This is a genomic window from Brevibacterium sp. MGP-B1 (assembly GCF_057766545.1).
In genome coordinates this window covers 1,343,122-1,368,429 of sequence record NZ_CM173407.1, presented here as the reverse complement: position 1 = coordinate 1,368,429, position 25,308 = coordinate 1,343,122, and the positions used below count along the sequence as shown (strand labels likewise).

19 protein-coding genes and 1 tRNA gene are annotated in these 25,308 nt (G+C 66.3%); 17 read left to right on the top strand and 3 right to left on the bottom strand.

Annotated features, from left to right (window positions below; genetic code table 11):
* The 11 genes from AC3CD9_RS06360 (at nt 1) to AC3CD9_RS06310 (ending at nt 14,977) form a co-directional block, all read left to right on the top strand.
* Complete coding sequence (locus AC3CD9_RS06360) at nt 1-549, top strand: Trp biosynthesis-associated membrane protein (RefSeq protein WP_139467315.1); 549 nt, start codon at nt 1-3, stop codon at nt 547-549.
* A 96-nt stretch (nt 550-645) separates the two neighbouring features.
* The gene (locus AC3CD9_RS06355) at nt 646-915 is read left to right on the top strand and encodes an HGxxPAAW family protein (RefSeq protein WP_139467314.1); all 270 of its coding nucleotides are present in this window, start codon (nt 646-648) and stop codon (nt 913-915) included.
* Nucleotides 912-1,709 carry an indole-3-glycerol phosphate synthase TrpC gene (gene trpC, locus AC3CD9_RS06350; RefSeq protein WP_488366850.1) on the top strand — a complete coding sequence of 266 codons (798 nt, stop codon included), beginning with the start codon at nt 912-914 and terminating at the stop codon, nt 1,707-1,709. Before AC3CD9_RS06355 ends, trpC begins: the two co-directional genes overlap by 4 nt.
* Nucleotides 1,710-1,836: 127 nt before the next feature.
* Nucleotides 1,837-3,051 carry a tryptophan synthase subunit beta gene (trpB, locus tag AC3CD9_RS06345; protein ID WP_488366848.1) on the top strand — a complete coding sequence of 405 codons (1,215 nt, stop codon included), beginning with the start codon at nt 1,837-1,839 and terminating at the stop codon, nt 3,049-3,051.
* Complete coding sequence (gene trpA / locus AC3CD9_RS06340; protein WP_488366847.1) at nt 3,048-3,839, top strand: tryptophan synthase subunit alpha; 792 nt, start codon at nt 3,048-3,050, stop codon at nt 3,837-3,839. Before trpB ends, trpA begins: the two co-directional genes overlap by 4 nt.
* The gene (locus AC3CD9_RS06335; protein ID WP_488366846.1) at nt 3,836-5,011 is read left to right on the top strand and encodes a prolipoprotein diacylglyceryl transferase; all 1,176 of its coding nucleotides are present in this window, start codon (nt 3,836-3,838) and stop codon (nt 5,009-5,011) included. Before trpA ends, AC3CD9_RS06335 begins: the two co-directional genes overlap by 4 nt.
* A gap of 175 nt (nt 5,012-5,186) precedes the next feature.
* Entirely contained in the window at nt 5,187-9,881 is a 4,695-nt protein-coding gene (gltB, locus tag AC3CD9_RS06330) for a glutamate synthase large subunit (RefSeq protein WP_488366845.1), read from the top strand.
* Nucleotides 9,874-11,322: a glutamate synthase subunit beta gene (locus AC3CD9_RS06325; RefSeq protein ID WP_488366844.1), complete on the top strand. Its 1,449-nt coding sequence runs from the start codon at nt 9,874-9,876 to the stop codon at nt 11,320-11,322. The genes gltB and AC3CD9_RS06325 overlap by 8 nt, the downstream gene beginning before the upstream one ends.
* A gap of 126 nt (nt 11,323-11,448) precedes the next feature.
* Nucleotides 11,449-12,996: a pyruvate kinase gene (gene pyk / locus AC3CD9_RS06320; RefSeq protein ID WP_488366843.1), complete on the top strand. Its 1,548-nt coding sequence runs from the start codon at nt 11,449-11,451 to the stop codon at nt 12,994-12,996.
* A 216-nt stretch (nt 12,997-13,212) separates the two neighbouring features.
* Nucleotides 13,213-14,586: a dicarboxylate/amino acid:cation symporter gene (locus AC3CD9_RS06315; RefSeq protein WP_488366841.1), complete on the top strand. Its 1,374-nt coding sequence runs from the start codon at nt 13,213-13,215 to the stop codon at nt 14,584-14,586.
* A complete protein-coding gene (locus AC3CD9_RS06310) occupies nt 14,543-14,977 on the top strand; it encodes a GNAT family N-acetyltransferase (RefSeq protein ID WP_488366840.1) in 435 nt (144 codons plus the stop codon). The genes AC3CD9_RS06315 and AC3CD9_RS06310 overlap by 44 nt, the downstream gene beginning before the upstream one ends.
* 74 nt (nt 14,978-15,051) lie before the next feature.
* Here AC3CD9_RS06310 and AC3CD9_RS06305 read toward each other — a convergent pair.
* Nucleotides 15,052-15,133, bottom strand: a tRNA-Leu gene (locus tag AC3CD9_RS06305).
* A gap of 192 nt (nt 15,134-15,325) precedes the next feature.
* Here AC3CD9_RS06305 and AC3CD9_RS06300 point away from each other — a divergent pair.
* Entirely contained in the window at nt 15,326-15,946 is a 621-nt protein-coding gene (locus AC3CD9_RS06300; protein ID WP_373284070.1) for an ANTAR domain-containing response regulator, read from the top strand.
* A gap of 117 nt (nt 15,947-16,063) precedes the next feature.
* On the opposite strand, the gene AC3CD9_RS06295 is transcribed toward AC3CD9_RS06300, so the two are convergent.
* On the bottom strand, nt 16,064-16,525 hold the full coding sequence (locus AC3CD9_RS06295; RefSeq protein ID WP_488366838.1) for a PaaI family thioesterase: 462 nt from the start codon (nt 16,523-16,525) through the stop codon (nt 16,064-16,066).
* 42 nt (nt 16,526-16,567) lie between these two features.
* Between AC3CD9_RS06295 and polA the strand changes: the two genes are divergently transcribed.
* Nucleotides 16,568-19,231, top strand: coding sequence for a DNA polymerase I (gene polA, locus AC3CD9_RS06290; protein ID WP_488366837.1), 2,664 nt, complete (start codon nt 16,568-16,570; stop codon nt 19,229-19,231).
* Between the two features lie 212 nt (nt 19,232-19,443).
* Nucleotides 19,444-19,683 (top strand): hypothetical protein, encoded by a 240-nt coding sequence (locus AC3CD9_RS06285; RefSeq protein ID WP_488366835.1) that lies wholly within the window; start codon nt 19,444-19,446, stop codon nt 19,681-19,683.
* Nucleotides 19,684-19,706: 23 nt separating this feature from the next.
* Here AC3CD9_RS06285 and AC3CD9_RS06280 read toward each other — a convergent pair whose 3' ends face one another.
* Nucleotides 19,707-20,546: a class I SAM-dependent methyltransferase gene (locus AC3CD9_RS06280; protein WP_488366834.1), complete on the bottom strand. Its 840-nt coding sequence runs from the start codon at nt 20,544-20,546 to the stop codon at nt 19,707-19,709.
* Nucleotides 20,547-20,752: 206 nt separating this feature from the next.
* Between AC3CD9_RS06280 and rpsA the strand changes: the two genes are divergently transcribed.
* The 3 genes from rpsA to coaE are packed head-to-tail and all read left to right on the top strand — an operon-like array spanning nt 20,753 to nt 25,295.
* Nucleotides 20,753-22,237 carry a 30S ribosomal protein S1 gene (gene rpsA / locus AC3CD9_RS06275; RefSeq protein ID WP_488366833.1) on the top strand — a complete coding sequence of 495 codons (1,485 nt, stop codon included), beginning with the start codon at nt 20,753-20,755 and terminating at the stop codon, nt 22,235-22,237.
* The gene (locus AC3CD9_RS06270; protein WP_488366831.1) at nt 22,224-24,110 is read left to right on the top strand and encodes a hypothetical protein; all 1,887 of its coding nucleotides are present in this window, start codon (nt 22,224-22,226) and stop codon (nt 24,108-24,110) included. The genes rpsA and AC3CD9_RS06270 overlap by 14 nt, the downstream gene beginning before the upstream one ends.
* 9 nt (nt 24,111-24,119) lie before the next feature.
* On the top strand, nt 24,120-25,295 hold the full coding sequence (gene coaE / locus AC3CD9_RS06265; RefSeq protein WP_488366830.1) for a dephospho-CoA kinase: 1,176 nt from the start codon (nt 24,120-24,122) through the stop codon (nt 25,293-25,295).
* The last annotated feature ends 13 nt before the right edge of the window (nt 25,296-25,308 follow it).

The window sequence follows — 25,308 nt, the reverse complement described above, 5'->3', positions numbered from 1 at the left end:
ATGACGAAATCACGCGGAGTCCTCATCATCCTCGTCATCGCCGCTGCCCTGTGGGCGCTGACCATCTCCGCCTGGCAGGCCGGTGCGGGAGGCGACACGCTCGGACCCAGCGGAGTGGCGAAGGTCACCGAGGACCCGAGCTCCCAGACCTCACCCGTGGCCACCGCGTGTGTGGCGATCATCGCGGTCTCGGGACTGCTCGCCGCAATGCTCGGGCGGATCGGACGCTTCGTCGTCCTGGGACTGGCCGGAATCGCCGGAATCGGCTACGGGATCACTGCACTGAGCGCCGCCTCGGCGCCGGGAGCCACTTCCTGGGCGATCATCGCCGCAGTGGCCGCAGGCATCGGCGTCATCGGCATCGTCTGGGTCGCCGTCGCCTCGAACGGGTGGACGAACTCAAACCGCTACGCCCGCACGGCCGAATCCGCCTCCGGGGAATTCGATTCCGCCGCGACCTGGGACGCACTGTCCCGCGGGGAAGACGTCGAAGACGCGCCCGACGACGAAACGTCGACTGACCCGGACACCGACCCGGATTCGAAATGACCTTGTGACCGGGTCGGTGTCCGGTCAGCCGAAGAAGCGTGACACAATGGAGGAAAGATTCCACACGCGTGTCACGCACTCACACAAAGGAGCGCCATGTCGCAGTCCCTCGCCCGCAACGGAGCCGCAGATCTCGACAAATCCACGATCGACTACGCAGCGATCGCCGATCCCGGTCACGGCAACTCGGTGGCGGGATGGACCGGAGTCGTCATCATGCTCATCGGCGTCACGGTCGGCTGTGTGGGATTCACGATCCACAACCCCACGATCACCTACATCTCCATCGGCATCGTCGCCCTCGGCGTCGTCGTCGGCCTGATCCTGCGCGCCATCGGACTGGGCAACAAGCCGAAGAAGAAATGACAGTCCTCATCGACATCATCTCCGGCGTGCGGGAAGATCTGCAGGCACGCCGGAACGAGGTTCCGCTGAGCGAGATCACCGCGCGGGCCGCTGCGGCCGAACCGGTCCGCCCCTTCGACCTGTCCGCCGACTTCGGCGTCATCGCCGAGGTCAAGCGGAAGTCACCCTCCCGCGGTGACCTCGCCGAGATCCCCGACCCGGGCACGCTCGCCGGTCTGTACGCCGCCGGGGGAGCCCGGGCCATCAGCGTGCTCACGGAATCCCGCCGCTTCAACGGCAGTCTCGCCGACCTCGACTCGGTGCGCGCGGCCGTGGACATCCCGGTCCTGCGCAAGGACTTCATGGTCGACGAATATCAGTTCCATGAGGCCCGCGCTCATGGCGCGGACATCGTTCTGCTCATCGTCGCAGCACTCGATCCCGTGCAGCTGGGCGAGTTCCATGCCCTGGCCACGGAACTGGGGATGACGGCGCTCGTCGAGACCCACAATCGCGAAGAGCTGGAGACCGCGACGGAACTCGGTGCCGAACTCATCGGCGTGAACACCCGCAACCTCAAGGATCTCAGCGTCGACACCGACCGGTTCGCGCCCCTGGCCGAACTCGCTCCCGCCGGCTGCACCCTCGTGGCCGAGTCCGGCGTCACCGGAGCCGCCGAGGTGTCGAAGTATGCGGACTCCGGAGCCGACCTCGTGCTCGTCGGCGAAGCCCTCGTCACCGGGGGCCGTCCGCGAGCCGCAGTCGAGGAGTACACCGCACTCGGCCGGGAACGCCGCTCCCTGTCCGCATCCTGAACCCCGTCCGCGTCGGCCGCTGCACGTGGCCGACGATGGGCTGACACTGCACCCATTCCGGCGTCCGGTGAGGCGGAGTCTCTCCGCCCCGCAGGCCGGCGCCACGAGGAGATCGAGAAGGACCGCAATGACCGATTTGAGCGAGGAGACCGGACCGTACTTCGGCGAGTTCGGAGGCAGGTTCATCCCCGAAGCGCTGATCCCGGCACTCGACGAGATCGAAGAGACCTGGCGCAAATCCCAGGTGGATCCGGCCTTCACCGACGAACTCCTCACTCTGCAGCGCAGCTACATCGGCCGGCCCTCTCTGCTCACCGAGGCCACTCGCTTCGCCGAGCACTGCGGCGGCGTCCGAGTGTTCCTCAAACGCGAAGACCTCAACCACACGGGCAGCCACAAGATCAACAACGCCCTGGCTCAGGCTCTGCTGGCCAAGCGGATGGGCAAGACCCGTCTCATCGCCGAGACCGGAGCCGGACAGCACGGCGTCGCCACGGCGACCGCCGCGGCCCTGCTCGACATGTCCTGCGTGGTCTACATGGGCGAGGAGGACACTCAGCGTCAGGCCCTCAACGTCGCGCGCATGCGTCTGCTCGGAGCCACGGTCAACGCCGTGACCAACGGCACCCGCACTCTCAAGGACGCGATGAACGAAGCCATGCGCGACTGGGTGGCCAACGTCGATGACACCCACTATGTCATCGGCACGGTCGCCGGTCCTCACCCGTTCCCGGCGATGGTCCGCTCCTTCCAGAACGTCATCGGCGTCGAAGCCCGCGAACAGATCCAGGACATGGCCGGTCGCCTGCCCGACGCCGTCTGCGCCTGCGTCGGCGGCGGATCGAACGCGATGGGACTCTTCGCCGCCTTCCTCGGCGACGCGGACGTGAAGATCTTCGGCTTCGAAGCCGGCGGCGAAGGAGTCGACTCCGGCCATCACGCCGCCCGGTTCTCCGGCGGACGACCCGGTGTCCTCCACGGCTCAGCCACCTACATCCTCCAGGATGCCGACGGTCAGACGCAGGCCTCCCACTCGGTCTCCGCCGGACTCGACTACCCATCGGTCGGCCCCGAGCACTCCCACCTCCACGACACCGGGCGCGTGACGTACGAACCCGTCGTCGACGAGGAGGCGATGGAGGCCATGCGACTGCTCTCCCGCACGGAGGGCATCATCCCCGCCATCGAATCCGCTCACGCCCTGGCCGGAGCCATGCGCATCGGCCGTGAGCTCGGACCCGACGCGGTCCTGCTGGTCAATCTCTCCGGCCGCGGCGACAAAGATATGACGACCGCCGCGAAATGGTTCGACTACATCGACGAAGGAGCGGTGCAGGTATGACGCACTCAGGTCCACGCACAGGAACCACCCTCGACGCCGTCGCCGAGGCGGGCCGCAAGGCCGCACTCATCGCCTACCTGCCCGTCGGCTTCCCGACCGTGGCCGGTTCGACAGAGGCGATGGTCGAACTCGTCCGCAACGGCGTCGACATCATCGAGGTCGGCCTGCCGTACTCCGACCCCGGAATGGACGGACCCGTCATCCAGCGCGCCGGTGAGGCGGCACTGGACAACGGTGTGCGCACCTCCGATGTCTTCACCGCAGTCGAAGCCATCGCCGAAGCCGGCGGCACCGCCGTCGTCATGAGCTACTGGAACCTCGTGCTCCAGTACGGCGTCGACAGCTTCGCCCGCGACCTCGCCTCGGCCGGAGGCGGCGGAATCGTCACTCCCGACCTCATTCCCGATGAGGCAGGACCGTGGCTGGCAGCCTCCGAGAAGCACGACCTCGACCGCATCTTCCTCGCCGCACCCTCGTCGACGCCCGAGCGACTGGCCCGAATCGTCGAGCACAGCTCCGGATTCGTCTACGCCGCCTCGACCATGGGTGTCACCGGCGTCCGCTCCGAAGTCGACAACCATGCGCGTGATCTCGTCGCCCGGCTGAAGGAAGCCGGAGCCGAACGCGCCTGCGTCGGCCTCGGCGTGTCTAACCGCGAACAGGCGGCCGAGGTCGCCGAATACGCCGACGGCGTCATCGTCGGCTCCGCCCTCGTCCGGGCGCTGGACTCCGAAGGAGTGGCCGGAGTCGGTCGCCTCGCCGCCGAGCTCGCAGAAGGGTGTGCATGAGCTTCAGCCCGGCATGGGTCGTCTTCACCGTCCTCGGCATCGGACTCGCGCTGTGGATGACAGGCATCCAATGGCGCGCCCGCGGCGGCCATAAGGGAGACCTGTGGGCCATCACGGTCGTCGGTCTGCCTGCGGCAATCATCGGCGGACGCCTCGGACATCTGCTCTCGGCGCCGGACACCTACTTCGGCCCCGACGGCAGCCCGCTGCGGGCGCTGGCCGTCTGGGACGGCGGATTCAGCTTCTGGGGCGCCACCATCCTCGGCTTCCTCTCCGTCTGGGTGCTCACCCGCATCCAAGGCATCAGGTTCCGACCGCTGCTCGACTCGGTCGCACCGGGCCTCATCCTCGGCCACGTCGCCGGAGCCTTCAGCGATTGGTTCGACGGTCGCCTCGAACTGGTCACGGTGCTCACCGAATCGGCGTGGAACCTCATCGCCTGTATTGTCCTCATCATCGTGTCCAAACGCCTCCGGCTCGGCTACGGACAGGTCTTCGCCCTGTATCTGTGCCTGTTCGGCCTCGGCCGGATTCTGCTCGAGGCCCTGCGGATCGGCACGCCCGCCGCCGAGGACGCGCGCCTGCTCCTCGGACTGCCATTCAACGTGTGGACGGCCATCCTCGCCCTGCTCATCGGCCTCGGCTGGCTCATCGTGTCCCGCCTGCGTCACCGCACCTACGAGACCGGTGTCTACATGCGCGGGTCCCGGACCCTGCTGCGCCGCCATCGCCGCGGAAAGCACACCTTTGAGATCAATGCACCCAATATCGCCGAGGCGGCCGCAGCCTCCGGAGCCCCGCTGCCGTCCGTAGCCAGGGTGGCCGACCCGGACGCCGCACACGGTCACGACGGCACCGGGGCACCGACACCACGGCGCTCGACCGTAACCGCGTCACCCGCCGCGGCTTCCGACTCGACTGCCGGTGCTTCTGCGCGCCATGCAGACGCCGACGAGGCGGCGTCTGCGACAGTGGGCAGCACCCCGAATGGCGCCGCACCGGACGACTCGGAGCCCGAGGACGAATCCGGAATCGATCTCAGCGGTCGCCACAGCTTCGGATTCTTCGGAGCGGTCACCTCGGCGATCTCGATCGTGCCGGATGTGCGTGGCAAATCAGCCCCCGCAGCGCATGACGAAAACCCTCGAATGTCCGAAACTCAAGACAAATAGGTTCGCAGTTCGTTCCTTTTTCTGCTTTTTCTCAAATTGCACATGGTGTAAGTTGATACTCCGGCTGTGAGAGTCATCTCACAGCCGGGTCCGGAAACACCCTTTCCGGGCTCGTCCAAACCGCAGAGGACAGCGCCGTCTTTTCGGGAAGCACTCAACACCGAGAAGGCAGCATATGAACCACAGCGCTCAGTCGACCCCCAAGACCACGGCCCCACCTGGCCGCACCGGGCTCTACGATCCGGCGCTCGAACACGACAACTGCGGTCTGGCCCTCATCGCCCGTTACAGGGGCGGAGCCGACCACACGGTCATCACCCAGGCACTCGACGCTCTGCGCAGGCTCGAACACCGCGGCGGAATCGGTTCCGACGACGGGACCGGAGACGGTGCCGGACTGACCATCCAGATCCCGCACGACTACTTCGCAGCTGTTCTCTGCGAATCCGGAATCTCACTTCCGGCGCCGGGCAGCTATGCCATGGGCATCGGCTTCTTCGCTCAGGACTACGCCGCCGATCTCAACGCTGTCACCGCCCCGCTCACCGCGGAGACGCAGCCTGATTTCAGCGTTGACGCCGCGGGCGTCGACCAGGACGCACTCGTGTCCAGGATCGCCGCGGAAGAAGGACTGCAGGTCCTCCACGTGGAATCCGCGGCCGTCGACCCCGGAGTGCTCGGTCGGATCGCCGCCGAGACCATGCCGTCCATGCGCTACGTGTTCTTCGGCTGTGATGAGAACCATCCCGCCCGTGATGAGAACGATCTCGCTCGCCGGGCGTTCATCGTGCGGAAGCGACTCGACAACGCCGGCCTCTACTTCCCGTCGCTGTCGCCGACGACGCTGACGTTCAAAGGAATGCTCTCCACCGCCCAGCTCGACCGTTTCTTCACCGAACTCGGCGACGAACGCCTCACCTCGGCGATCGCTCTCGTCCATTCCCGGTTCTCCACGAACACCTTTCCCTCCTGGCAGCTGGCACAGCCGTTCGGCACGATCGCCCACAACGGCGAGATCAACACGGTGCGCGGCAACCGGAACTGGATGCAGGCACGCGAATCCGCCCTGGCCAGCGACCTCCTCGAATCTCCGGTCGCAGGGACGTCCAAGGGACTCGAGCGGATCTTCCCGATCATTCCGGCCGGAGCCTCGGACTCCGCCTCTTTCAACTCGGTCCTCGAACTCATGGTCGCCTCCGGCCGGTCGCTGCCGCAGGCCATGCTGATGATGATTCCCGAAGCCTGGGAGAACAACCCGGCCATGTCCGAGGAGCGGCGGGCCTTCTACGAATACCACTCGCTGCTCATGGAGCCCTGGGACGGGCCGGCCTGCGTCGCCTTCACCGACGGCCGGCTCGCCGGAGCCGTGCTCGACCGCAACGGCCTGCGCCCGGCCCGGTACATCATGACCGAGGACACTGTCGTGCTCGCCAGCGAATCCGGAGTCGTCGACCTGCCCGAAGCCGAAGTCACTGCCCGCGGACGACTGACCCCCGGCAGGATGTTCCTCGTCGATGTGGAGGCCGGACGCATCATCTCCGATACGGAGATCAAGAACAGCCTCGCCACCGAACATCCCTACCGGGAATGGGTCGACGCCTCGGCCACCCGACTGGCCGAACTGCCCACCCGCGTCCACGTCAGCCACCCCGGTGCCTCGGTGCGGAGACGGCAGCGGACCTTCGGATACACGGAGGAAGAGCTGCGAGTGCTCATCGCCCCGATGGCCGAAACCGGGGCCGAGCCGTTGGGCGCGATGGGCAGCGACACCGCGATCGCGGCGCTGAGCACACGCCCCCGGCTGCTCTTCGACCACTTCCACCAGAACTTCGCCCAAGTGACGAACCCGCCGCTGGACTCCATCCGCGAGGACATCGTCACGAGCATGTCGGCGGGAATCGGCCGCGAAGGCAACCTGCTGTGCTCCACTGGGCCGGACTCCGCCCATATCCTGCTCGAGCGGCCGGTGATCGACAACGACGAGCTCACGGCGATCGCGCACCTGTCCGGCAGCCATCTCGGCGAAGGAATCACCCGCCCCTCGGTGACGCTGTCGGGTCTGTACCCGGTCGGCGCCGGTGAGGACGCGATGGCTTCTCGTCTCGCCGACCTGTGCGCGGAGGCGAGCGCCGCGGTCGCCGACGGCGCAGTGTTCCTCATCCTCACGGACCGGGAGTCGAACTCGGAATATGCGCCGATCCCGTCGCTGCTTCTCACCTCCGCCCTGCACCACCACCTCGTCCGCGAGCGCAGCCGCACCCAGGTGAGCATCATCGTCGAGGCCGGGGACGTCCGCGAGGTCCACCATGCGGCCACGCTCGTGTCCTTCGGTGCCTCGGCGGTCAACCCGTACCTGCTCATGGAATCGGCCGAGGATCTTGTCAGGTCCGAACGGATCCGCGGCATCAGCGCCGAGGCGGCCGTGGCCAATGTGCTCACGGCGCTGAATAAGGGTCTGCTGAAGATCATGTCGAAGATGGGCATCTCGACCGTCCAGTCCTACCACGGGGCGCAGACCTTCGAGGCTCTCGGACTGGCGGATTCGGTCATCGATGAGCACTTCACCTCGACCCCGCATCAGCTCGGCGGCAAGACGCTGGACGACATCGCGGCCGAGACGACGGCGCGGCACGCCGATGCCTATCGTGAGGACCATCCGCGTCCGGCGCACCGGAACCTGCTCGTCGGCGGAGAATTCCAGTGGCGGAGGGAAGGCCCAGGGCACCTGTTCAACCCGGAGACGATCTTCAAACTGCAGCATTCGACGGCCACCGGTCGTTTTGACATCTTCCGGCAGTACACGCGTGCCGTCGACGAACAGTCCGCCGAGCTGATGACTCTGCGCGGGCTCTTCGACCTGGTCCCGACCGAATCGGGACCGATCGACATCTCCGAAGTCGAACCCGCCGAAGCCATCATGCGTCGGTTCTCCACCGGGGCGATGAGCTACGGCTCGCTGTCGGCCGAAGCACACGAGACGCTGGCGATCGCGATGAACCGGATCGGCGGAAAGTCGAATACGGGCGAGGGCGGCGAGGACACCGAGCGCCTGCTCGACCCGGAGCGTCGGTCGGCGATCAAGCAGATCGCCTCCGGTCGGTTCGGTGTCACCAGCCACTACCTCACCGCCGCCGACGACCTGCAGATCAAGATGGCCCAAGGCGCCAAACCCGGTGAAGGCGGTCAGCTGCCGGGGGAGAAGGTGTACCCGTGGATCGCGAAGACCCGCCACGCCACTCCCGGAGTCGGCCTCATCTCGCCGCCGCCGCACCACGACATCTATTCCATCGAAGACCTCGCTCAGCTCATCCACGACCTCGGTCGAGCCAATGCGGCCGCCCGCGTCCACGTCAAACTCGTCTCCGGAATCGGAGTCGGGACTGTGGCCGCCGGTGTGGCGAAGGCCGGAGCCGATGTCGTGCTCATCTCCGGCCATGACGGGGGCACGGGCGCCAGCCCGCTCAACTCGCTCAAACATGCCGGAACCCCGTGGGAGCTCGGACTGGCAGAAGCCCAGCAGACCCTTGTGCTCAACGGTCTGCGCGAGCGGATCAGCGTCCAGGTCGACGGGCAGCTGAAGACCGGCCGCGACGTCATCATCGCCGCCCTGCTCGGGGCCGAGGAATTCGGCTTCGCCACCACCGCCCTCGTCGTCTCCGGATGCATCATGATGCGGGTCTGCCACCAGGACACCTGCCCGGTCGGCGTGGCCACGCAGAACCCGAAGCTGCGCGAACGGTTCCACGGTCAGGCCGACCACGTCGTGAACTTCTTCACCTTCATCGCCGAGGAGGTCCGCGGCTACCTCGCACAGCTGGGACTGCGCAGCCTCGACGAGGCGATCGGTGCCGTCGAACGTCTGCGCATCGACGCAGATCGGGCGGCCGCCTCGGGACTGGATCTCGACCTGACCCCGATCCTGACGGTTCCGACCGATCTCGACGGTGCTCCCGCCTCGGCGAGGGTGAGCCAGACGCGCACACCACGTGACTTCGCGGGCGAACTCGACGTTCGACTGCTGGAGCAGGCGGGAGCGGCTGTCGCTGCCGGCTCCCCGGTGCACCTGAACGCCGAGGTGGAGAATACGGACCGGTCGGTCGGCACCCTGCTGGGCCACCGAGTGACTCAGGCCCACGGTGCGGACGGGCTGCCCTCGGGTACCGTGCGCGTATCCCTGAACGGCACGGCCGGCCAGTCCCTGGGCGCCTTCATGCCGCGCGGTGTGAGCATCGATCTGCGCGGCGACGCCAATGACTACGTCGGGAAGGGACTGTCGGGCGGCACGATCAGCGTCGCGCCGCGCCCGGAGAACTCCACCCGACCGGAACACAACGTCATCGCCGGCAACGTCATCGGCTACGGAGCGACGTCCGGGTCGATATTCTTGTCCGGGACGGTCGGCGAGAGATTCCTCGTGCGCAACTCGGGCGTCGAAGCCGTCGTCGAAGGCATCGGAGACCACGGACTCGAATACATGACCGGGGGAGTGGCGGTCATCCTCGGACCCACCGGACGCAACTTCGCGGCCGGGATGTCCGGAGGCACGGCCTTCGTCCTCGACTTCAACCCCAGTCGACTCAACCCGAAGGAACGAGCAGCGGGCGTCTTCAGATTCGGCGGCATCGGCGACGCCGACGTGCCGATCCTGCAGAGACTGCTGAGCGACCATGTCGCGGCGACCGGTTCTCCGCTGGCCGGCGAACTGCTGGCCGGACTCGACCGCGGCCAGGACATCCTGTCCCGTTTCACCAAGATCATTCCCGTCGCCTATGCGCGAATCAAAGACATCCAGGAAGAACTCGAGAACAGCGGCGAAACCGCCGACTCCGAGAACACCTGGCAGACCATTCTGGAGGCCGCACATGGCTGATCCGCGAGGATTCCTCACCACCACCGAACGCGAACTCCCTGCCCGTAGGCCCGTGCCGATCCGGCTCATGGACTACTCCGAGGTCTACGAAAAGGGTGATCCGGCACAGCTGCGCCGACAGGCTTCCCGCTGCATGGACTGCGGAGTGCCCTTCTGCCACCAAGGATGTCCGCTGGGCAACCTCATTCCGGAGTTCAACGACGCCATGTATCGCGGGGAGCTGTCGCGCGCCGTGGAACTGCTCCACGCGACGAACAACTTCCCCGAATTCACCGGCCGGGCTTGCCCGGCACCGTGTGAGAACGCCTGCGTGCTCGGCATCAACCAACCCGCCGTGACGATCAAGCAGGTCGAAGTCTCGATCGTCGACGACGGATTCGCCGCCGGACTCATCACCCCCGTCGTCCCCGACCGGATCACCGGGCACACCGTCGCCGTCATCGGCTCCGGACCGGCTGGACTCGCCGCCGCGCAGCAGCTGACCCGAGCCGGGCACACTGTCGTCGTCTTCGAACGCGAGGACCGCCTCGGCGGACTGCTGCGCTACGGCATCCCGGACTTCAAACTCGAGAAGCACCATATCGACCGCCGCCTGACCCAGATGCGCGCCGAAGGCACTCGGTTCGAAATCGGAGTCGAGATCGGCCGCGACATCGACTTCGCCGCACTGCAGACCCGCTTCGACGCGGTGTTGGTGGCCACCGGAGCCACCGTGCCGCGCGATATGGAGCTGTCGGGGCGCGGACTGGACGGAATCGAATTCGCGATGGACTACCTCGTGCCGTCCAACCGGGCACAGGCGTCCTCGGAGGCCGACTCGGCACAGTTCATCGATGCGGCCGGCAAGCACGTCGTCATCATCGGCGGCGGCGACACCGGAGCGGACTGCCTGGGCACGGCTCTGCGCCAGGGAGCCGCCTCGGTGACTACCCTGGCCATCGGCGCCCAGCCGCCGGTCGAGCGCGGTGCCGACTCGCCGTGGCCGACGGTGCCGCGGATCTTCGAGGTCCAATCCTCACACGAGGAGGGCGGAACCAGGCGGTATCTGGCCTCGACGACGCGGTTCGTCGGAGACGACTCGGGCAAGGTGTGCGGAATCGAAGTCGCACAGACGCAGTTCGCCGACGGCCGACGCATCCCGACACCGGGCACCGAGCACGTCATCCCCGCCGATCTCGTGCTGCTGGCACTGGGATTCAGCGGACCGGAGACTGCGCAGATCGATCTCGAAGCCGGTGCCGGAGGGGCATTCGAACGGACCGAGGACTATGCGGCGCAGCCGGGAGTCTTCGTCGCCGGCGATGCCGGACGCGGACAGTCCCTCATCGTCTGGGCCATTGCGGAAGGACGTGCCGCGGCCGCGGAAGTCGACCGGTTCCTGACCGGGTCGACGCGGCTGCCGGCACCCGTGCGGCCCACCGACGTCGGGTTCAAATGCTAAGATCGTGCATGTCAGTAATTGAGAACGGGTGGTGGGGCGGCACAGCGACGTGCCGCACCCGCACTGCCCGTGACCAGCGTAGAGCGGTGGAAACCGCCCGCTGAGACTTTAGGTAGGGTGGAGCGTATGAGGCGTGCAAAGATAGTCGCAACTTTAGGTCCGAACCAGAACTCCTATGAAGAGATCCGCGAGCTCGTCGATGAGGGCGTCGATGTCGCCCGATTCAATCTGAGCCACGGAAAACGAGAAGAGCACGAAGAGAAGTTCGCCTGGGTCCGCCAGGCCGCACTCGACACCGGACGCCCCGTCGCCGTCCTGTTGGACCTGCAGGGTCCGAAGATCCGCGTGGGCACCTTCGCCAACGGGAAGGAAGAGCTCGTCGAAGGGGCTTCCTTCACCATCACCAGCCGTGACGTCCCCGGCACCGCAGAGCTCGTGTCCACGACCCTGCCGACCCTGGCAGAAGACGTGTCCGTGGGCGATCCGCTGCTCATCGACGACGGGCGCCTGCGCCTGCGCGCCACCGAGGTGACCGACACCGACGTGGTCACCGAGGTCGAGATCGGCGGAACCATCTCCAACCACAAGGGCATCAACCTCCCCGGCGTCCCGGTCTCCGTCCCCGCCCTGTCGGAGAAGGACGTCGACGATCTCAAATGGGGGCTTCAGCTCGGCTTCGACTGGGTGGCCCTGTCCTTCGTCCGCAGCCCCGAGGACATGAACGATGTGCGCGCGGTCATGGACGAGGTCGGCATCACGGCTCCGGTCATCGCCAAGCTCGAGAAGCCGCAGGCCGTCGACCAGCTCGATGAGGTCATCGATGCCTTCGACGGAATCATGGTCGCCCGCGGCGACCTCGGCGTCGAGCTGCCGCTCGAACAGGTGCCGATCGTGCAGAAGCGCGCAGTCGAAATCGCCCGCCAGCAGGCCAAGCCCGTCATCGTGGCGACGCAGATGCTCGAGACGATGATCGATGCGCCGCGGCCCACCCGCGCCGAGGCCAGCGACTGCGCGAACGCCGTCCTCGACGGCGCCGATGCGCTCATGCTCTCCGGTGAGACCTCGGTCGGTGCGCACTGGGTCGAGGCGATCCGGACGATGAGCCGGATCATCGGCTCCACCGAAGAGCACGGTCTCGAGCGGATCCCGGCACTGGGCACCGTCCCGCACACGAAGGGCGGAGCCGTCACCGCCGCTGCCGTGCAGATTGCTGAGCAGCTCGATATCGACCTCCTGTGCACCTTCTCACAGACCGGTGACTCCGTGCGGCGCATGTCGCGGCTGCGCCCGGCCTGGCCGATCCTCGGCTTCACGCCTGACCTGCAGGTCCGCCACCAGCTGGCGCTGACCTGGGGAGTGCGCCCGTACCTCGTGAAGACCGTGCGCCACACCGACCAGATGGCGCGCCAGGTCGACGCCGTTCTGCTCGCCGACGGCACCGCCCGCGAAGGTGATCAGAGCATCCTCGTGGCCGGTTCGCCTCCCGGGATCCCCGGTTCGACGAACGCCCTGCGCATCCACACCATCGGTGATGCCGCCAAGGGTGTGACGGCCGCCTACCAGGATGCCTCGGATTCCGAGGAGGACCCGCTGGCCGGATACGGAGTCGTGGCCGAAGCGCCCATCACCCGTGAGGTGCCGATCGTGCGCGAAGGCCACTCGCCCCGCCACTGACTGTCCCCGGGCCTGAACGCCGACGGTGCCTGCCCCCTGATCACGGGGTGGCGCCGCCGGCGTCTCTGTGTCTGATGCCGGGCGCGGACCGATTCCGAACTGCGAGACAGATCACAGGGGGCCAGGGAATTTTGCAGATTGCTCAACAGTTGTGCTCTCTGTTGCCAATCCTCCCTGCGGATCCCAGAGGGGAGGACCCGCTAGGAGAGGAATTCAATGAGACTGCCCGCGTGGAGCAAGTCCTTCGGAGTGCAGGTGACCATCGCACTCGTCGCCGGAGTCATCCTCGGGCTCATCGCCCGCTCATGGGGACCGGTCAGCGACACCGCCGACAACTGGCTCGGCCAGACCCTGGACACCATCGGCTCGTCGTATGTCACACTGCTCAAGGCCGCTGTCGTACCACTGGTCATCACCGCGATCATCGCGAGCATCGGCAACCTGCGCAAGGTCACCAACGCCGCCAGGCTGGCAATGTCGACCCTGCTGTGGTTCGCCCTCACCGCTCTCATCGCCGTCGTCCTCGGACTCATCATCGGCATCGTCATGCAGCCCGGCGCCCACGCCGATGCCGCTTCGCTCAACGCCGGTGCACCCGACTCCCAGGGCAGCTGGCTGGGCTTCCTCACCGGACTGATCCCGGTGAACTTCCTCGGACTCGAGGTGGCCACCGCACCCGATGACGCCGGAGCCATGACCTCCGAGGTCAACTTCAACATCCTCCAGCTCATCATCGTCTCCGGTGCCATCGGCATCGCCGCGGTCAAGGTCGGCAAGGCCGCAGAGCCGTTCCTCCAGTTCACCGAGGCGGCCCTGGCCGTGGTCCAGAAGGTCGTCTGGTGGATCGTGCGCATCGCCCCGATCGGTACGCTCGGCCTCATCGGCAATGCAGTGAACTCCTACGGCTGGTCGACGATGGGCTCGCTGCTGTGGTTCGTCGTCGCCGTCTACATCGGTCTCGCGATCGTCTTCTTCATCGTCTACCCGGCCCTGGCTCGGGCCAACGGACTGTCGGTGCGCCAGTACTTCTCCGGAGTCTGGCCGGCCACCCAGATGGGCTTCGTCTCCCGGTCGTCGATCGGCACCATGCCGGTGACGCAGAAGGTCGCCACCGACAACTTCGGGGTGCCCCACTCCTACGCCGCCTTCGCCGTGCCCTTCGGTGCGACGACGAAGATGGACGGCTGCGCTGCGATCTATCCGGCCATCGCCGCCGTGTTCGTCGCCCAGTTCTTCGGCATCGATCTCTCCCTCATCCAGTACCTGCTCATCATCTTCGTCGCCGTCATCGGCTCGGCCGCCACGGCCGGCACGACGGGTGCGACGGTGATGCTCACCCTGACCCTGTCGACCCTGGGCCTGCCCCTCGAGGGCGTCGGTCTGCTGCTGGCCATCGAGCCGATCGTGGACATGGGCCGCACCGCGCTCAACGTCTCCGGTCAGGCACTCGTCCCGGCCATCGTGGCCAAGCGGCATGAGATCCTGGACGTCGAACGCTACGATGCCCCGCGCATCAACGGCTACGTTCCGACCGAGGAGGACGCAGATGTCGACGAGACCCGCACCGAGGACGCCCGCAGCCGGAGTTGATCTCCTCCCGGCCGAGGGACTGGCCGAGCACGATGTCCTGCAGGTGACATCGCTGCTCGGCCGCCTCGTCGATGCAGGTGCCGCTCTCGGCTGGGTCTCAGCTCCGTCTGTCGAGGAGATCGCGGATCTCGTCGGCCGCCTGTTCACGGGCGCTGAAACCGGGGAGTCCGCTGCCGCAATCGCTCGCACCGGAACCGAGGTCACCGGCTTCGCGTACTGGAATCGGTACACTCGCCCGACGTTCCGCCCACATGTCGACATCGAAAAGGTGGCCGTCGCCCCGGATGCTCAAGGTCAGGGCGTGGGCAGGAAGCTGATGGAGGCGCTCATTCGGGCGGCACGTCTCTATGGGACTGAGGTTGTCACTCTCGACCTGCGCGCAGGTCACTGATCTTCGGTAGCCCATCGGCTCCCGGGAAATGAAGAAGGCACTGTCGACATCACGTTCGACAGTGCCTTCGTCCGTACCGGATGCGGGACTCGAACCCGCACGTCTTTCGACAATGCATTTTGAGTGCACCGCGTCTACCGATTCCGCCAATCCGGCGCGTCACGAGCTGTCCTGCCAGGACCGCCTGTGCAACGGGGACGATTCTACTGCGCGCGCGGACCGATTGCACAATCGCCACCCGCCGAGGATGCCCTCCGGTGGCCACCGTCACCGCCCGTGGCCACCCTCACAGAATAAACTTCCGGGTCCGCTGGCCATGACGCTGAGCGCCTGGTCTAGACTGGTGCCGTGCTTTCAAACAGCGAAGAATCAACTTCAGATGAGTCCGTGCCGGTCCGCCGCGTAGTCGTGGCCGAAGACGAGGCCGTGATTCGTCTCGATATCGTAGAAATGCTCCGCGAGGTCGGCTATGACGTCGTCGGTGAGGCGGCGGACGGCGAATCCGCCATCCGCCTGGCTGAGGAGCTGCGCCCGGACCTCGTCGTCATGGACATCAAGATGCCCATCCTCGACGGAATCTCCGCCGCCGAGCGCATCGCCAGGGCTCGCATCGCGCCGGTCGTGCTGCTCACCGCCTTCTCGCAGAAGGAGCTCGTCGAGCGGGCCCGCGATGCGGGTGCCATGGCCTATGTCGTCAAGCCGTTCACCTCGGCCGACCTCATCCCGGCCCTGGAGATCGCGCTCTCGCGTCATGCCGAGATCAGCTCGCTCGAGTCCGAGATCTCCGATCTCACCGAACGCTTCGAGACCCGCAAGCTCGTCGAGCGCGCCAAGAGCCTGCTGCAGACCTCCATGGGTCTGAGCGAGCCCGAAGCCTTCCGCTGGATCCAGAAGACGTCGATGGACCGTCGCCTGACGATGCGCGAGGTCGCTGAGACCGTGCTCAAGCAGATCGGCACGAAGAAGTAGTCACCTCCCGGACCGGTCACGGTCCGGACCCGGAACCCGAGAGGGCCGGCGAATCCCGAGACGGATTCGCCGGCCCTCTGCTTTCGCTGTGGACTTTCGCCGAGACGGCGCTGTGCCTCAGCCCTTCGGCTCGGTCTTCAGGATCATATTCGTGATCCGCACGATCGAGAGCAGGCGCCCCGCCTCGTCGGTCATCTTCACCTCATGGGAGACGATCGTGCGTCCCTGGTGGAGCACCTCGGCGCGACCGGTCACCACGCCCTCTCGCGCGGCACGCAGGTGAGTGGCGTTGAGATCGACCCCGACGACGTTCTTACCGCCGGAGAGCAGATACGAATGCATCGACGCCAGGGATTCGGCGAGAACGACGTGGCCGCCTCCGTGGAAGAGACCCATCGGCTGCCGATTGCCGACGACCGGAGCGGTGGCCACGACATGATCGTGAGCGAGCTCGACGAACTCGATTCCCATCCTCTCGGCCAGCTCACCCCCGGACCCCGGCGTGCGCAGCTGCCCGAGCAGCGTGTCGATCTCCTCAGGGGCGGTGTGAGCGGTCAGGGACACGTCGGGACGCAGCATCGGTTCTCCTTCAAGTCAGCTTCGAACGCTAGGCTATGCCATGTGAGTCACTCAAACGAATCCCTCCTGCTCATCGACGGACACTCCCTGGCCTACCGGGCATTCCACGCCCTGCCGGTCGAGAACTTCTCCACCAGCACCGGCCAGACGACGAACGCCATCTACGGCTTCATCTCCATGCTCATCAACGTCCTCCGCGACGAAGAGCCCAGCCACGTGGCCGTGGCCTTCGACCTCGGACGCCAGACGTTCCGTCTCGAGGAATACCCCGAGTACAAGGCCGGTCGGGCGAAGACTCCGCCCGAGTTCCACCCGCAGATCGATCTCATCAAGGACATCGTCACGGCGATGGGCATCCGGGTCGTGACGAAGGAGGGCTTCGAGGCCGATGATGCTCTGGCGACGATGGCGAAGATGGGCACGGATGCCGGCTCGTTCGTCGAGGTGATGAGCGGAGACAAGGATTCGTTCCAGCTCGCCTCCGACCGGGTGACGATCCTCTACCCGAAACGCGGAGTCAGCGACCTCAACCGGATGACGCCGGCCGCGGTCGAGGAGAAGTACGGGGTGAGCCCCGCGAACTACCGGGGGCTGGCCGCGCTCGTCGGTGAGAAGGCCGACAATCTGCCCGGTGTGCCCGGAGTCGGTGACAAGACCGCCGCGAAATGGCTCACCGCACACGGCGATCTGCCCGGGGTGTTGGACAACGCCGACACGATCGGCGGCAAGGTCGGTGAGAAGCTGCGCGACCATATCAGCGAGGTGGAGCGGAACTACCGACTCAACCGCCTCCTCGACGACGTCGACTTGGGGCTGGAGTTCGACGACCTGGCCTGGGGCGAAGGCGACCCGGCCGAGCTGTCGAGCCTGTTCGACCAGCTCGAGTTCCAGGCGCTCGGCAAGCGTCTGGCCGCGATCTTCCCCGAGGTCGGAGCCGAATCCGAGCCGGCACCGGCACGCGAGACGACCATCGAGACCGTTGACGTCGACACTCTGCTGACGAAGATCGCCGACCACGATGTGCTGGCGCTCGATTCCGACGCGTCCTTCGAGCTCGGCCACGGTCAGGCACGGACGCTGGCGGTCTCCGCCGAACCCGGCCAGGCCTGGGTCGTCGACCTCGCCGAGGCGGGGCAGAAGGCCGTCGGTGCGCTCGGTTCCGCCCTAGGTGGGCATTCGCTCATCCTCCACAGCTCGAAGCTGCAGATCAAAGCGTGGGAGTCGATGGGACTGTCCGTGACGGACATCGCCGGGGACACGGCCCTGGCTGCCTACCTCCTCGTTCCCGACGCCCGGTCCTACGAACTCGGTCAGATCGCCGCCGACCGTGCCGGAATCGACCTCAGCGAACCCGAAGCCGATTCAGGACAGCTCGCCCTCGACCTCGACTCCGATGCCGCGGTGACCACGCACGGCCAACGTGCCGCCGCACTGCTCGAGGTCCACGAGGTGCTCGCGAAGGCCGTCGAGGACGCGAACATGACGCAGGTGTACCGCGAGATCGAACTGCCGCTCGTGCCCGTGCTCGCGCGCATGGAAGCGACCGGGATCGCCGTCGATGAGACCGGACTGTCGAACCTCATCGACGAATTCACGAAACAGGCCGAAGCCAGCGCAGGAGAGGCCTATGACGCGATCGGCCACGAGGTGAACCTCGGTTCTCCCAAACAGCTGCAGACCGTGCTCTTCGACGAACTCGATATGCCCAAGACCAAGCGGACGAAGACCGGCTATACGACCGATGCCGACGCCCTGGCCGAACTGTTCGTCAAAACCGAACACCCCTTCCTCCAACACCTGCTGGCCTACCGGGATTCGACGAAGCTCAAGCAGACCGTCGTCGGACTGCTCAAAACTGTTGCCGACGACGGCCGCATCCACACCACCTACCAGCAGACCGTGGCCGCCACCGGACGACTTTCGTCCCTGGACCCGAACCTGCAGAACATTCCGGTGCGGACCGAATCAGGCCGCCGCATCCGAGACATTTTCATCGCCGACCCCGAGGTGGCTGAGGGGACTCTGCTCACCGCCGACTACTCGCAGATCGAAATGCGGATCATGGCTCATCTGTCCGGCGATGCCGCGCTCATCCAGGCCTTCAAGGACGGCGAGGATCTCCACTCCTATGTCGGCTCGAAGGTCTTCGGAGTCGGCATCGACGAGGTGGACTCCGAGATGCGCTCGAAGGTCAAGGCCATGTCCTACGGGCTGGTGTACGGGCTCTCCGCCTACGGCCTCTCCCGGCAGCTTGCGATCGGCGTCGATGAAGCCAAGGGGCTGATGGACCAGTACTTCGAACGCTTCGGTGCAGTCAAGGACTACCTCGACGACATCGTCGAGCAGGCTCGCGCGAAGGGGTTCACGGAGACCATCATGGGCCGTCGTCGTTATCTGCCGGCGCTGCACAGCGACCGTCGGCAGCTGCGGGACATGGCCGAACGCGCCGCACTCAACGCTCCGATCCAGGGCTCGGCAGCCGACATCATGAAGATCGCCATGCTCAAGGTGGCCGCCCGTCTGGACGGTCTCCGCTCGCCGATGCTGCTGCAGGTCCATGACGAGATCATCGTCGACGTCCGTCCGGACGAGATCGATGAGGTGACGACGATCGTCACGGAGGAGATGGGGTCGGCGTTCGAACTCGATGTGCCTCTGGACGTCAACGTCGGCACCGGCCGCTCCTGGCACGCCGCCGCCCACTGACCTGCCCGCTGACCCCTGCCCGCTGACCCGCTGCCCGCTGACCCGCTGACCTGCCGCTCTCGTTCAAGCGCAAGCGCAGAAAACGATCTCGCCCACGCTCGTTCAAGCGTCCCCGCAGTTTGCGCGCCGTGTACCACACGACATCCGCGCTAGCGCTTGAACGAGAGCGCGACGGGTGAGTTGCGCGGTGCTCAGCCAGCCGGGAGTCGATGATGTCGTCCGCGAACGCGACGTCGCCTCCGGGGAGGCGCACACGGACCTTCGATCTCGTCGTCCACGGCGTCGACATCGCCAAGACACTCGGTGCCGAACCCGTCGTTCCGGAGGCCGCGCTCCGGGAATCATTGACGGCCGCAGCGGGGCTGGCGATGCAGAGCGGAAAGGGGAGCTCAGTGCTCGCCGGGCTGACCGGTCGCGGGGGACTGGCCGAGGACTTCACAGTCCTCGGCTGAGGATCGTCCCTATTCCCGTCCCGTCAGTCCTTGGTCAGGGTGGTGGAGAAGATCGCGGTGCCGGGCATGAGCGCACCGCGCAGCGGCGACCAGCCGCCCCAGGCGGTCCGATTCTCCTCGGGCCATTCGGGTTCGGTCACCGAATCGATCGTGAAGCCGGCCTCGACGAGCAGACGGACCCAGTCGCTCATCGTCCGGTGATGCTCGGCGTAGACCGGCTGACCGTCCGAAGACAGCTCGACGTACGGAGTGCGATCGAAGTACGAGTACTCCACCGTCAGACCGGCCTCACCCGGAACATCGGGGAACATCCACCGCATCGGGTGAGTCGTCGAGAAGACCCACTGTCCGCCGTTACGCAGCACTCGGGCCACCTCGGCGAAGACGACCTCGGCGTCCTTGACGAAGGGCAGGGCACCGTAGGAGGAGAACGCGCGATCGAAGCTGTTCGATGCGAACGGCAGCTGACGGGCATCGGCGAGAAGGAACGTCGGGGGAGTCGCCTCGGCGCTCAGGGGATGCTCGCGCTGCAGTCGCGAGGCCTGTTCGAGCATTCCGGCGGAGACGTCGACACCTGTGGTGATCGCGCCCTGCTCTGCCAGCCACCGGGAGCACTGACCGGCACCGCAGCCGACCTCGAGAACCTGCTTCCGGTCGACATCGCCGAGGAGGCGCACATCGGATTCGTGAATTCCTTCCGGACACCAGATGAAATCCGAAGCACCGAGGAACGTGCCGTGTTCGGCGAGATAGTCCTCTGCCGAGTTGTCCCAATAGCTGCGATTGGCCCGGACGGAAGCCTCTTCGTCGATCGGGAGATAGCCACCGCTGATGACCTCGGCTCCGTCAGTTCCTTCGCTCATGGTTCCTCCGTGGCCCCAGGTGGTGATGATTCGTCTCTTCGGCGTGCATTCACACCCAATAAGGTGCTAGCATTGACAACCGTATGCGCCTGTGCATACAAGTCCAAATTCGCAATCGAGACCGGATTCGGTTCTTGCGGCAACTTATACGACCTGTCGCCAGGGTACCGGATCTGGACCAATATTCCATCGGAGTCCCTACCTATATGACCACCACCACGCCGGAATCGGTGCAGCCGAAGCAGGTCGCTGTCAACGACATCGGAACCGCTGAGGATTTCCTCGCCGCCGTCGATGAGACCATCAAGTACTTCAACGATGGCGACATCGTTGAGGGCGAAGTCGTCAAGGTCGACCGTGACGAAGTCCTCGTCGACATCGGATACAAGACGGAAGGCGTCATCCTCGCACGTGAGCTTTCCATCAAGCACGATGTCGATCCCGGCGAAGTCGTCGAGGTCGGGGACGAAATCGAAGCCCTCGTTCTTCAGAAGGAAGACAAAGAGGGTCGTCTCATGCTGTCGAAGAAGCGCGCTCAGTACGAGCGTGCCTGGGGCGACATCGAGAAGATCAAGGAAGACGACGGCGTTGTCACAGGCACCGTCATCGAGGTTGTCAAGGGCGGCCTGATCGTCGACATCGGACTGCGCGGCTTCCTGCCCGCGTCCCTCGTCGAGATGCGCCGCGTCCGCGACCTCGCCCCCTACATCGGCCAGCAGGTCGAAGCCAAGATCATCGAGCTCGACAAGAACCGCAACAACGTGGTCCTGTCACGCCGTGCCTGGCTCGAGCAGACCCAGTCGGCCGTCCGTCACGACTTCCTGCAGACCCTGCAGAAGGGCCAGGTCCGTCCTGGTGTCGTGTCCTCCATCGTCAACTTCGGTGCGTTCGTCGACCTCGGTGGTGTCGACGGACTCGTCCACGTCTCCGAACTGTCCTGGAAGCACATCGATCACCCGGGTGAGGTCGTCACCGTGGGCGACGAAGTCACCGTCGAGGTTCTCGACGTCGACATGGACCGTGAGCGCGTTTCGCTGTCGCTCAAGGCCACCCAGGAAGATCCTTGGCAGCACTTCGCCCGCACACACGTCATCGGGCAGATCGTGCCGGGCAAGGTCACCAAGCTCGTTCCGTTCGGTGCATTCGTGCGCGTCGAAGACGGCATCGAGGGCCTCGTCCACATCTCCGAGCTGGCCGTGCGCCACGTGGATCTGCCCGAGCAGGTCGTCTCGGTCGACGAGACCATCTACGTCAAGGTCATCGACATCGACCTGGAACGCCGCCGCATCTCGCTGTCGCTGAAGCAGGCGAACGAAGGCGTCGACCCCGAGGCCGAAGAGTTCCTCGACCCCGCTCTGTACGGCATGCCGCAGGAGTACGACGAGGACGGCAACTACAAGTACCCCGAGGGCTTCGATCCCGAGACCAACGAATGGGTCGAGGGCTACGAGGCCCAGCGCGAGACCTGGGAGCAGCAGTACGCCGCCGCTCAGGAACGCTGGGAAGAGCACAAGAAGCAGGTCGCCAAGGCCATCGCAGCGGATGCCGAGGCCTCCGCAGCCGATGCCGTCGGTAATGCCGAAGCCGCTCCGGCCACCGGATCGTTCTCCTCCGAAGAGGCGAACGACGAGGGCACCCTGGCCAGCGACGAAGCTCTCGCAGCCCTGCGTGAGAAGCTTGCAGGCAGCTGATAGCAGCCACCAGAAGGGCTCCCGGTCGGAAGGCCGGGAGCCCTTTCTGTATGCCCCCACGGCTCGGGCACGCCTGCGCCCGTGGCTGTGGTACATGCTCATCCTCTGTGTCGGCAGCCTGACCGTCTTCGGCTCCGTCGCCGCGGACCCCGGCGGCAGCGTCGTCGCCTCCAATGACGACACCTCACTGTTCATCTGGTGGCTCGGGCACGGCGCGCAGGTTCTCGCCGGTGCTCTCGGATTCGGACCGGGGGAGACCGGCGGCCTGCTGTACACGGAATCGATGGACGCCCTCGGCGGGGGAGTCAACGGAGCCTGGAACACCTCCCTCGCCGGGTTCGCGATCCTGCTCGCTCCCGTGACGTGGGCGGCCGGCCCCATCGTGAGCTACAACCTCCTCATCCTCGCCTTCCCGGTGGTCGGCAGCCTGGCCGCAGCCGTGCTCTTCCGCCGCTTCCTCGACCGCCTGCCCGCTTTCATCGCCGCCGCCGGGGTCGGCTTCTCCAGCTATGTCATCGTCCAGCTCGGCGGCCACCCGAACCTCGCCTATATCGTCACCCCGCCCCTGACAGCCTGGGCGATCCTCGCTCTCCTCGACCTCGGCCGAGCGATACAGGCGGAGCCCGGCCGTTCACTGCTGCGCAGCCGTCGCCTGTGGCTGCTCGGAGGGGGCTTCGGGCTCCTCCTCGGATTCCAGTTCTACGTCTCCACCGAGGTGCTGGCCGGGACCTTCCTCGCCGCACTCTGCTTCCTGGCCAGCCTCGCCGTCTTCGGACGCCGCCTCTACCGCGCCCGGTCGTGGCTGGCCCTCGGTCTCGGTTCCGCAGTCGCCGGCTGCATCTCCGTGCTGTGTGCGATCCCGCTGCTGGTGACCATGTCCGGACCGAACGCCCCACAGGGCGCCATCCGCCCACACGGAGTATGGAACACTGATCTGCTCGACCCGATCCTCCCCGCCGCCCCGGCCTGGCTGAGCTCCGGAGTGTCCCCTCTGCCCCGGATCATGGAGATCGACCCCGCCGAACTCGGCGCCTACGTCGGCGCACCAGCTCTGGCGGCGGCCGTGCTCATCGTTCTCGGCCTTGCCCGCCGCTCCGCACACGCGGTGCCGGTGCGCATCGCCGCGGCATCCGGCATCCTCGTCGGCCTGCTGGCACTGGGCTCACCGATCCTCCTCGGAGGCCGGATCGCCCTCGAGACCGGTCCGTTCGCCCTCATCGAAGCCATTCCCGTGCTCAACAACATCCTGCCCATGCGGCTCGTCCTCCATTCGACGATCGCGCTCTTCGCCGTGCTCGGAATCGGCCTCCAGTGGGCGCTCAACCACCGGAAGCTGCTTCGCGCCCGCGCCCTCCTCATCCTGCTCGTCCTCGCCGCCGTGGCCGTCCTCCCCGCTCCGCAGACCGCCCATGAGGTGACAGTTCCGGACTTCTACGAGCACTCCATCGCCGAGGTGATCCCCGCCGGATCCGTCGTCAAGACCTTCCCCCGCCCCCTCGCATGGGCCGAGCCCCACGCCGACGAAGCCATGGTGTGGCAGTCGGTCAGCGGATTCGGCTACCGCGAGACCGGCGGCTACTTCATCGGTTCGAGCCCGGAATCGGCGGTGACCTATTCCGCCCCCGAGGATGCCCTCGACGAACTTCTGCACGGCTCCGTCTTCGAGGGCGAGCCCATGCCGGCCGCGGACAGCCCGGAAGTCGCCTCGGCGATCGCCGAACTGAGGGCGACCGGGGTCGACTTCATCGTCCTGGCCCCCGATGCTCCGCTCCTGCCGGGAAGTGAGGGAGACTATGCGGAATTCCTCGATGCCGCCGTCGGAGATCCGATCTTCGCCGATGAGGGAGTGCGGGTCTACCGACTGGATCAGTAGGATGATCCCATGCTGAGAATCGGTCTCACCGGCGGAATCGGCGCCGGAAAGTCAACGGTGTCCGCAATGCTCGTCGAACATGGGGCAGTGCTCGTCGACGCCGACAGAATCGCCCGCGAAGTCGTCGAACCCGGACAGCCGCTGCTCGAGAGACTGGCCGAGGCCTTCGGGCCGCAGGTGCTGCACTCCGACGGTGCGCTCGACCGGCCGGCACTGGCCGCGGCAGCCTTCGTCGATTCCGAGCACACAGCACGGCTCAACGGCCTCATGCATCCGGCGATTCGCGACCGCACCGCCGAACACTTCGCCAGACATGCCGACGCCGAGATCGTCGTCCACGACGTCCCGCTGCTCGTCGAGAACGACATGACACCGGCCTACCACCTCAATCTCCTCGTCGACGTGCCCGCCGAGGTGCGCCTGCAGCGGCTCATGGACTCCCGCGGAATGGACCGCGACGATGCCACCGCACGGATCTCCCGCCAAGCCGATGACGACACCCGCCGAGCGGCCTGCGACGTCATCATCGACAACTCCGGTCCCGTCGAGGAGACGGAGGCCGTGGTCGGCCGGCTCATCGAATCGCGGATCCGCCCCTTCGCCGCCAATCTCGCGGCCCGGCAGCGGGCACCGAAGGCAGCCCTCGAACTCGTCGATCCCGCGGATGCCGACTGGACCGGGGACGCGCAGAGAGCGATCAGGAAGCTGCGACACGGCACGGGCGAGGAGTTCGCCATCGAACATATCGGCTCCACCTCGGTGCCGGGACTGCCCGCCAAGGACGTCATCGATCTGCAGCTCCTCGTCCCCGATCTCGCCATAGCCAGGGAGCTGGCATCCCGGCTGGCCGAACTCGGCTATCCGGGAGCCGAGATGAGCGACCACCTCGGCGAACAGTCGACCGAAGGGAAATGGTTCCACGCGAACACGGATCCCGGCCGCGCCGTCAATTTGCATGTGCGCACCGCGGATTCGGTCGGTGTGCGCTTCGCCCGCGCGTTCCGGGACCTGCTCATCGCGGACCCGGAGGAGCGGAATCGCTACCTCGAGATGAAGAGAGACCGCTTGGCCGAAGCCGAGGCTGCGGGCGGGACGAACGGGCAGATGATACGAACATATGCGGAAGCGAAGGAACCGTACTTCCTGCAGATGCGCCGCCGACTGGTGCCCGACAGCTTCGACTGACACGGTGACACAC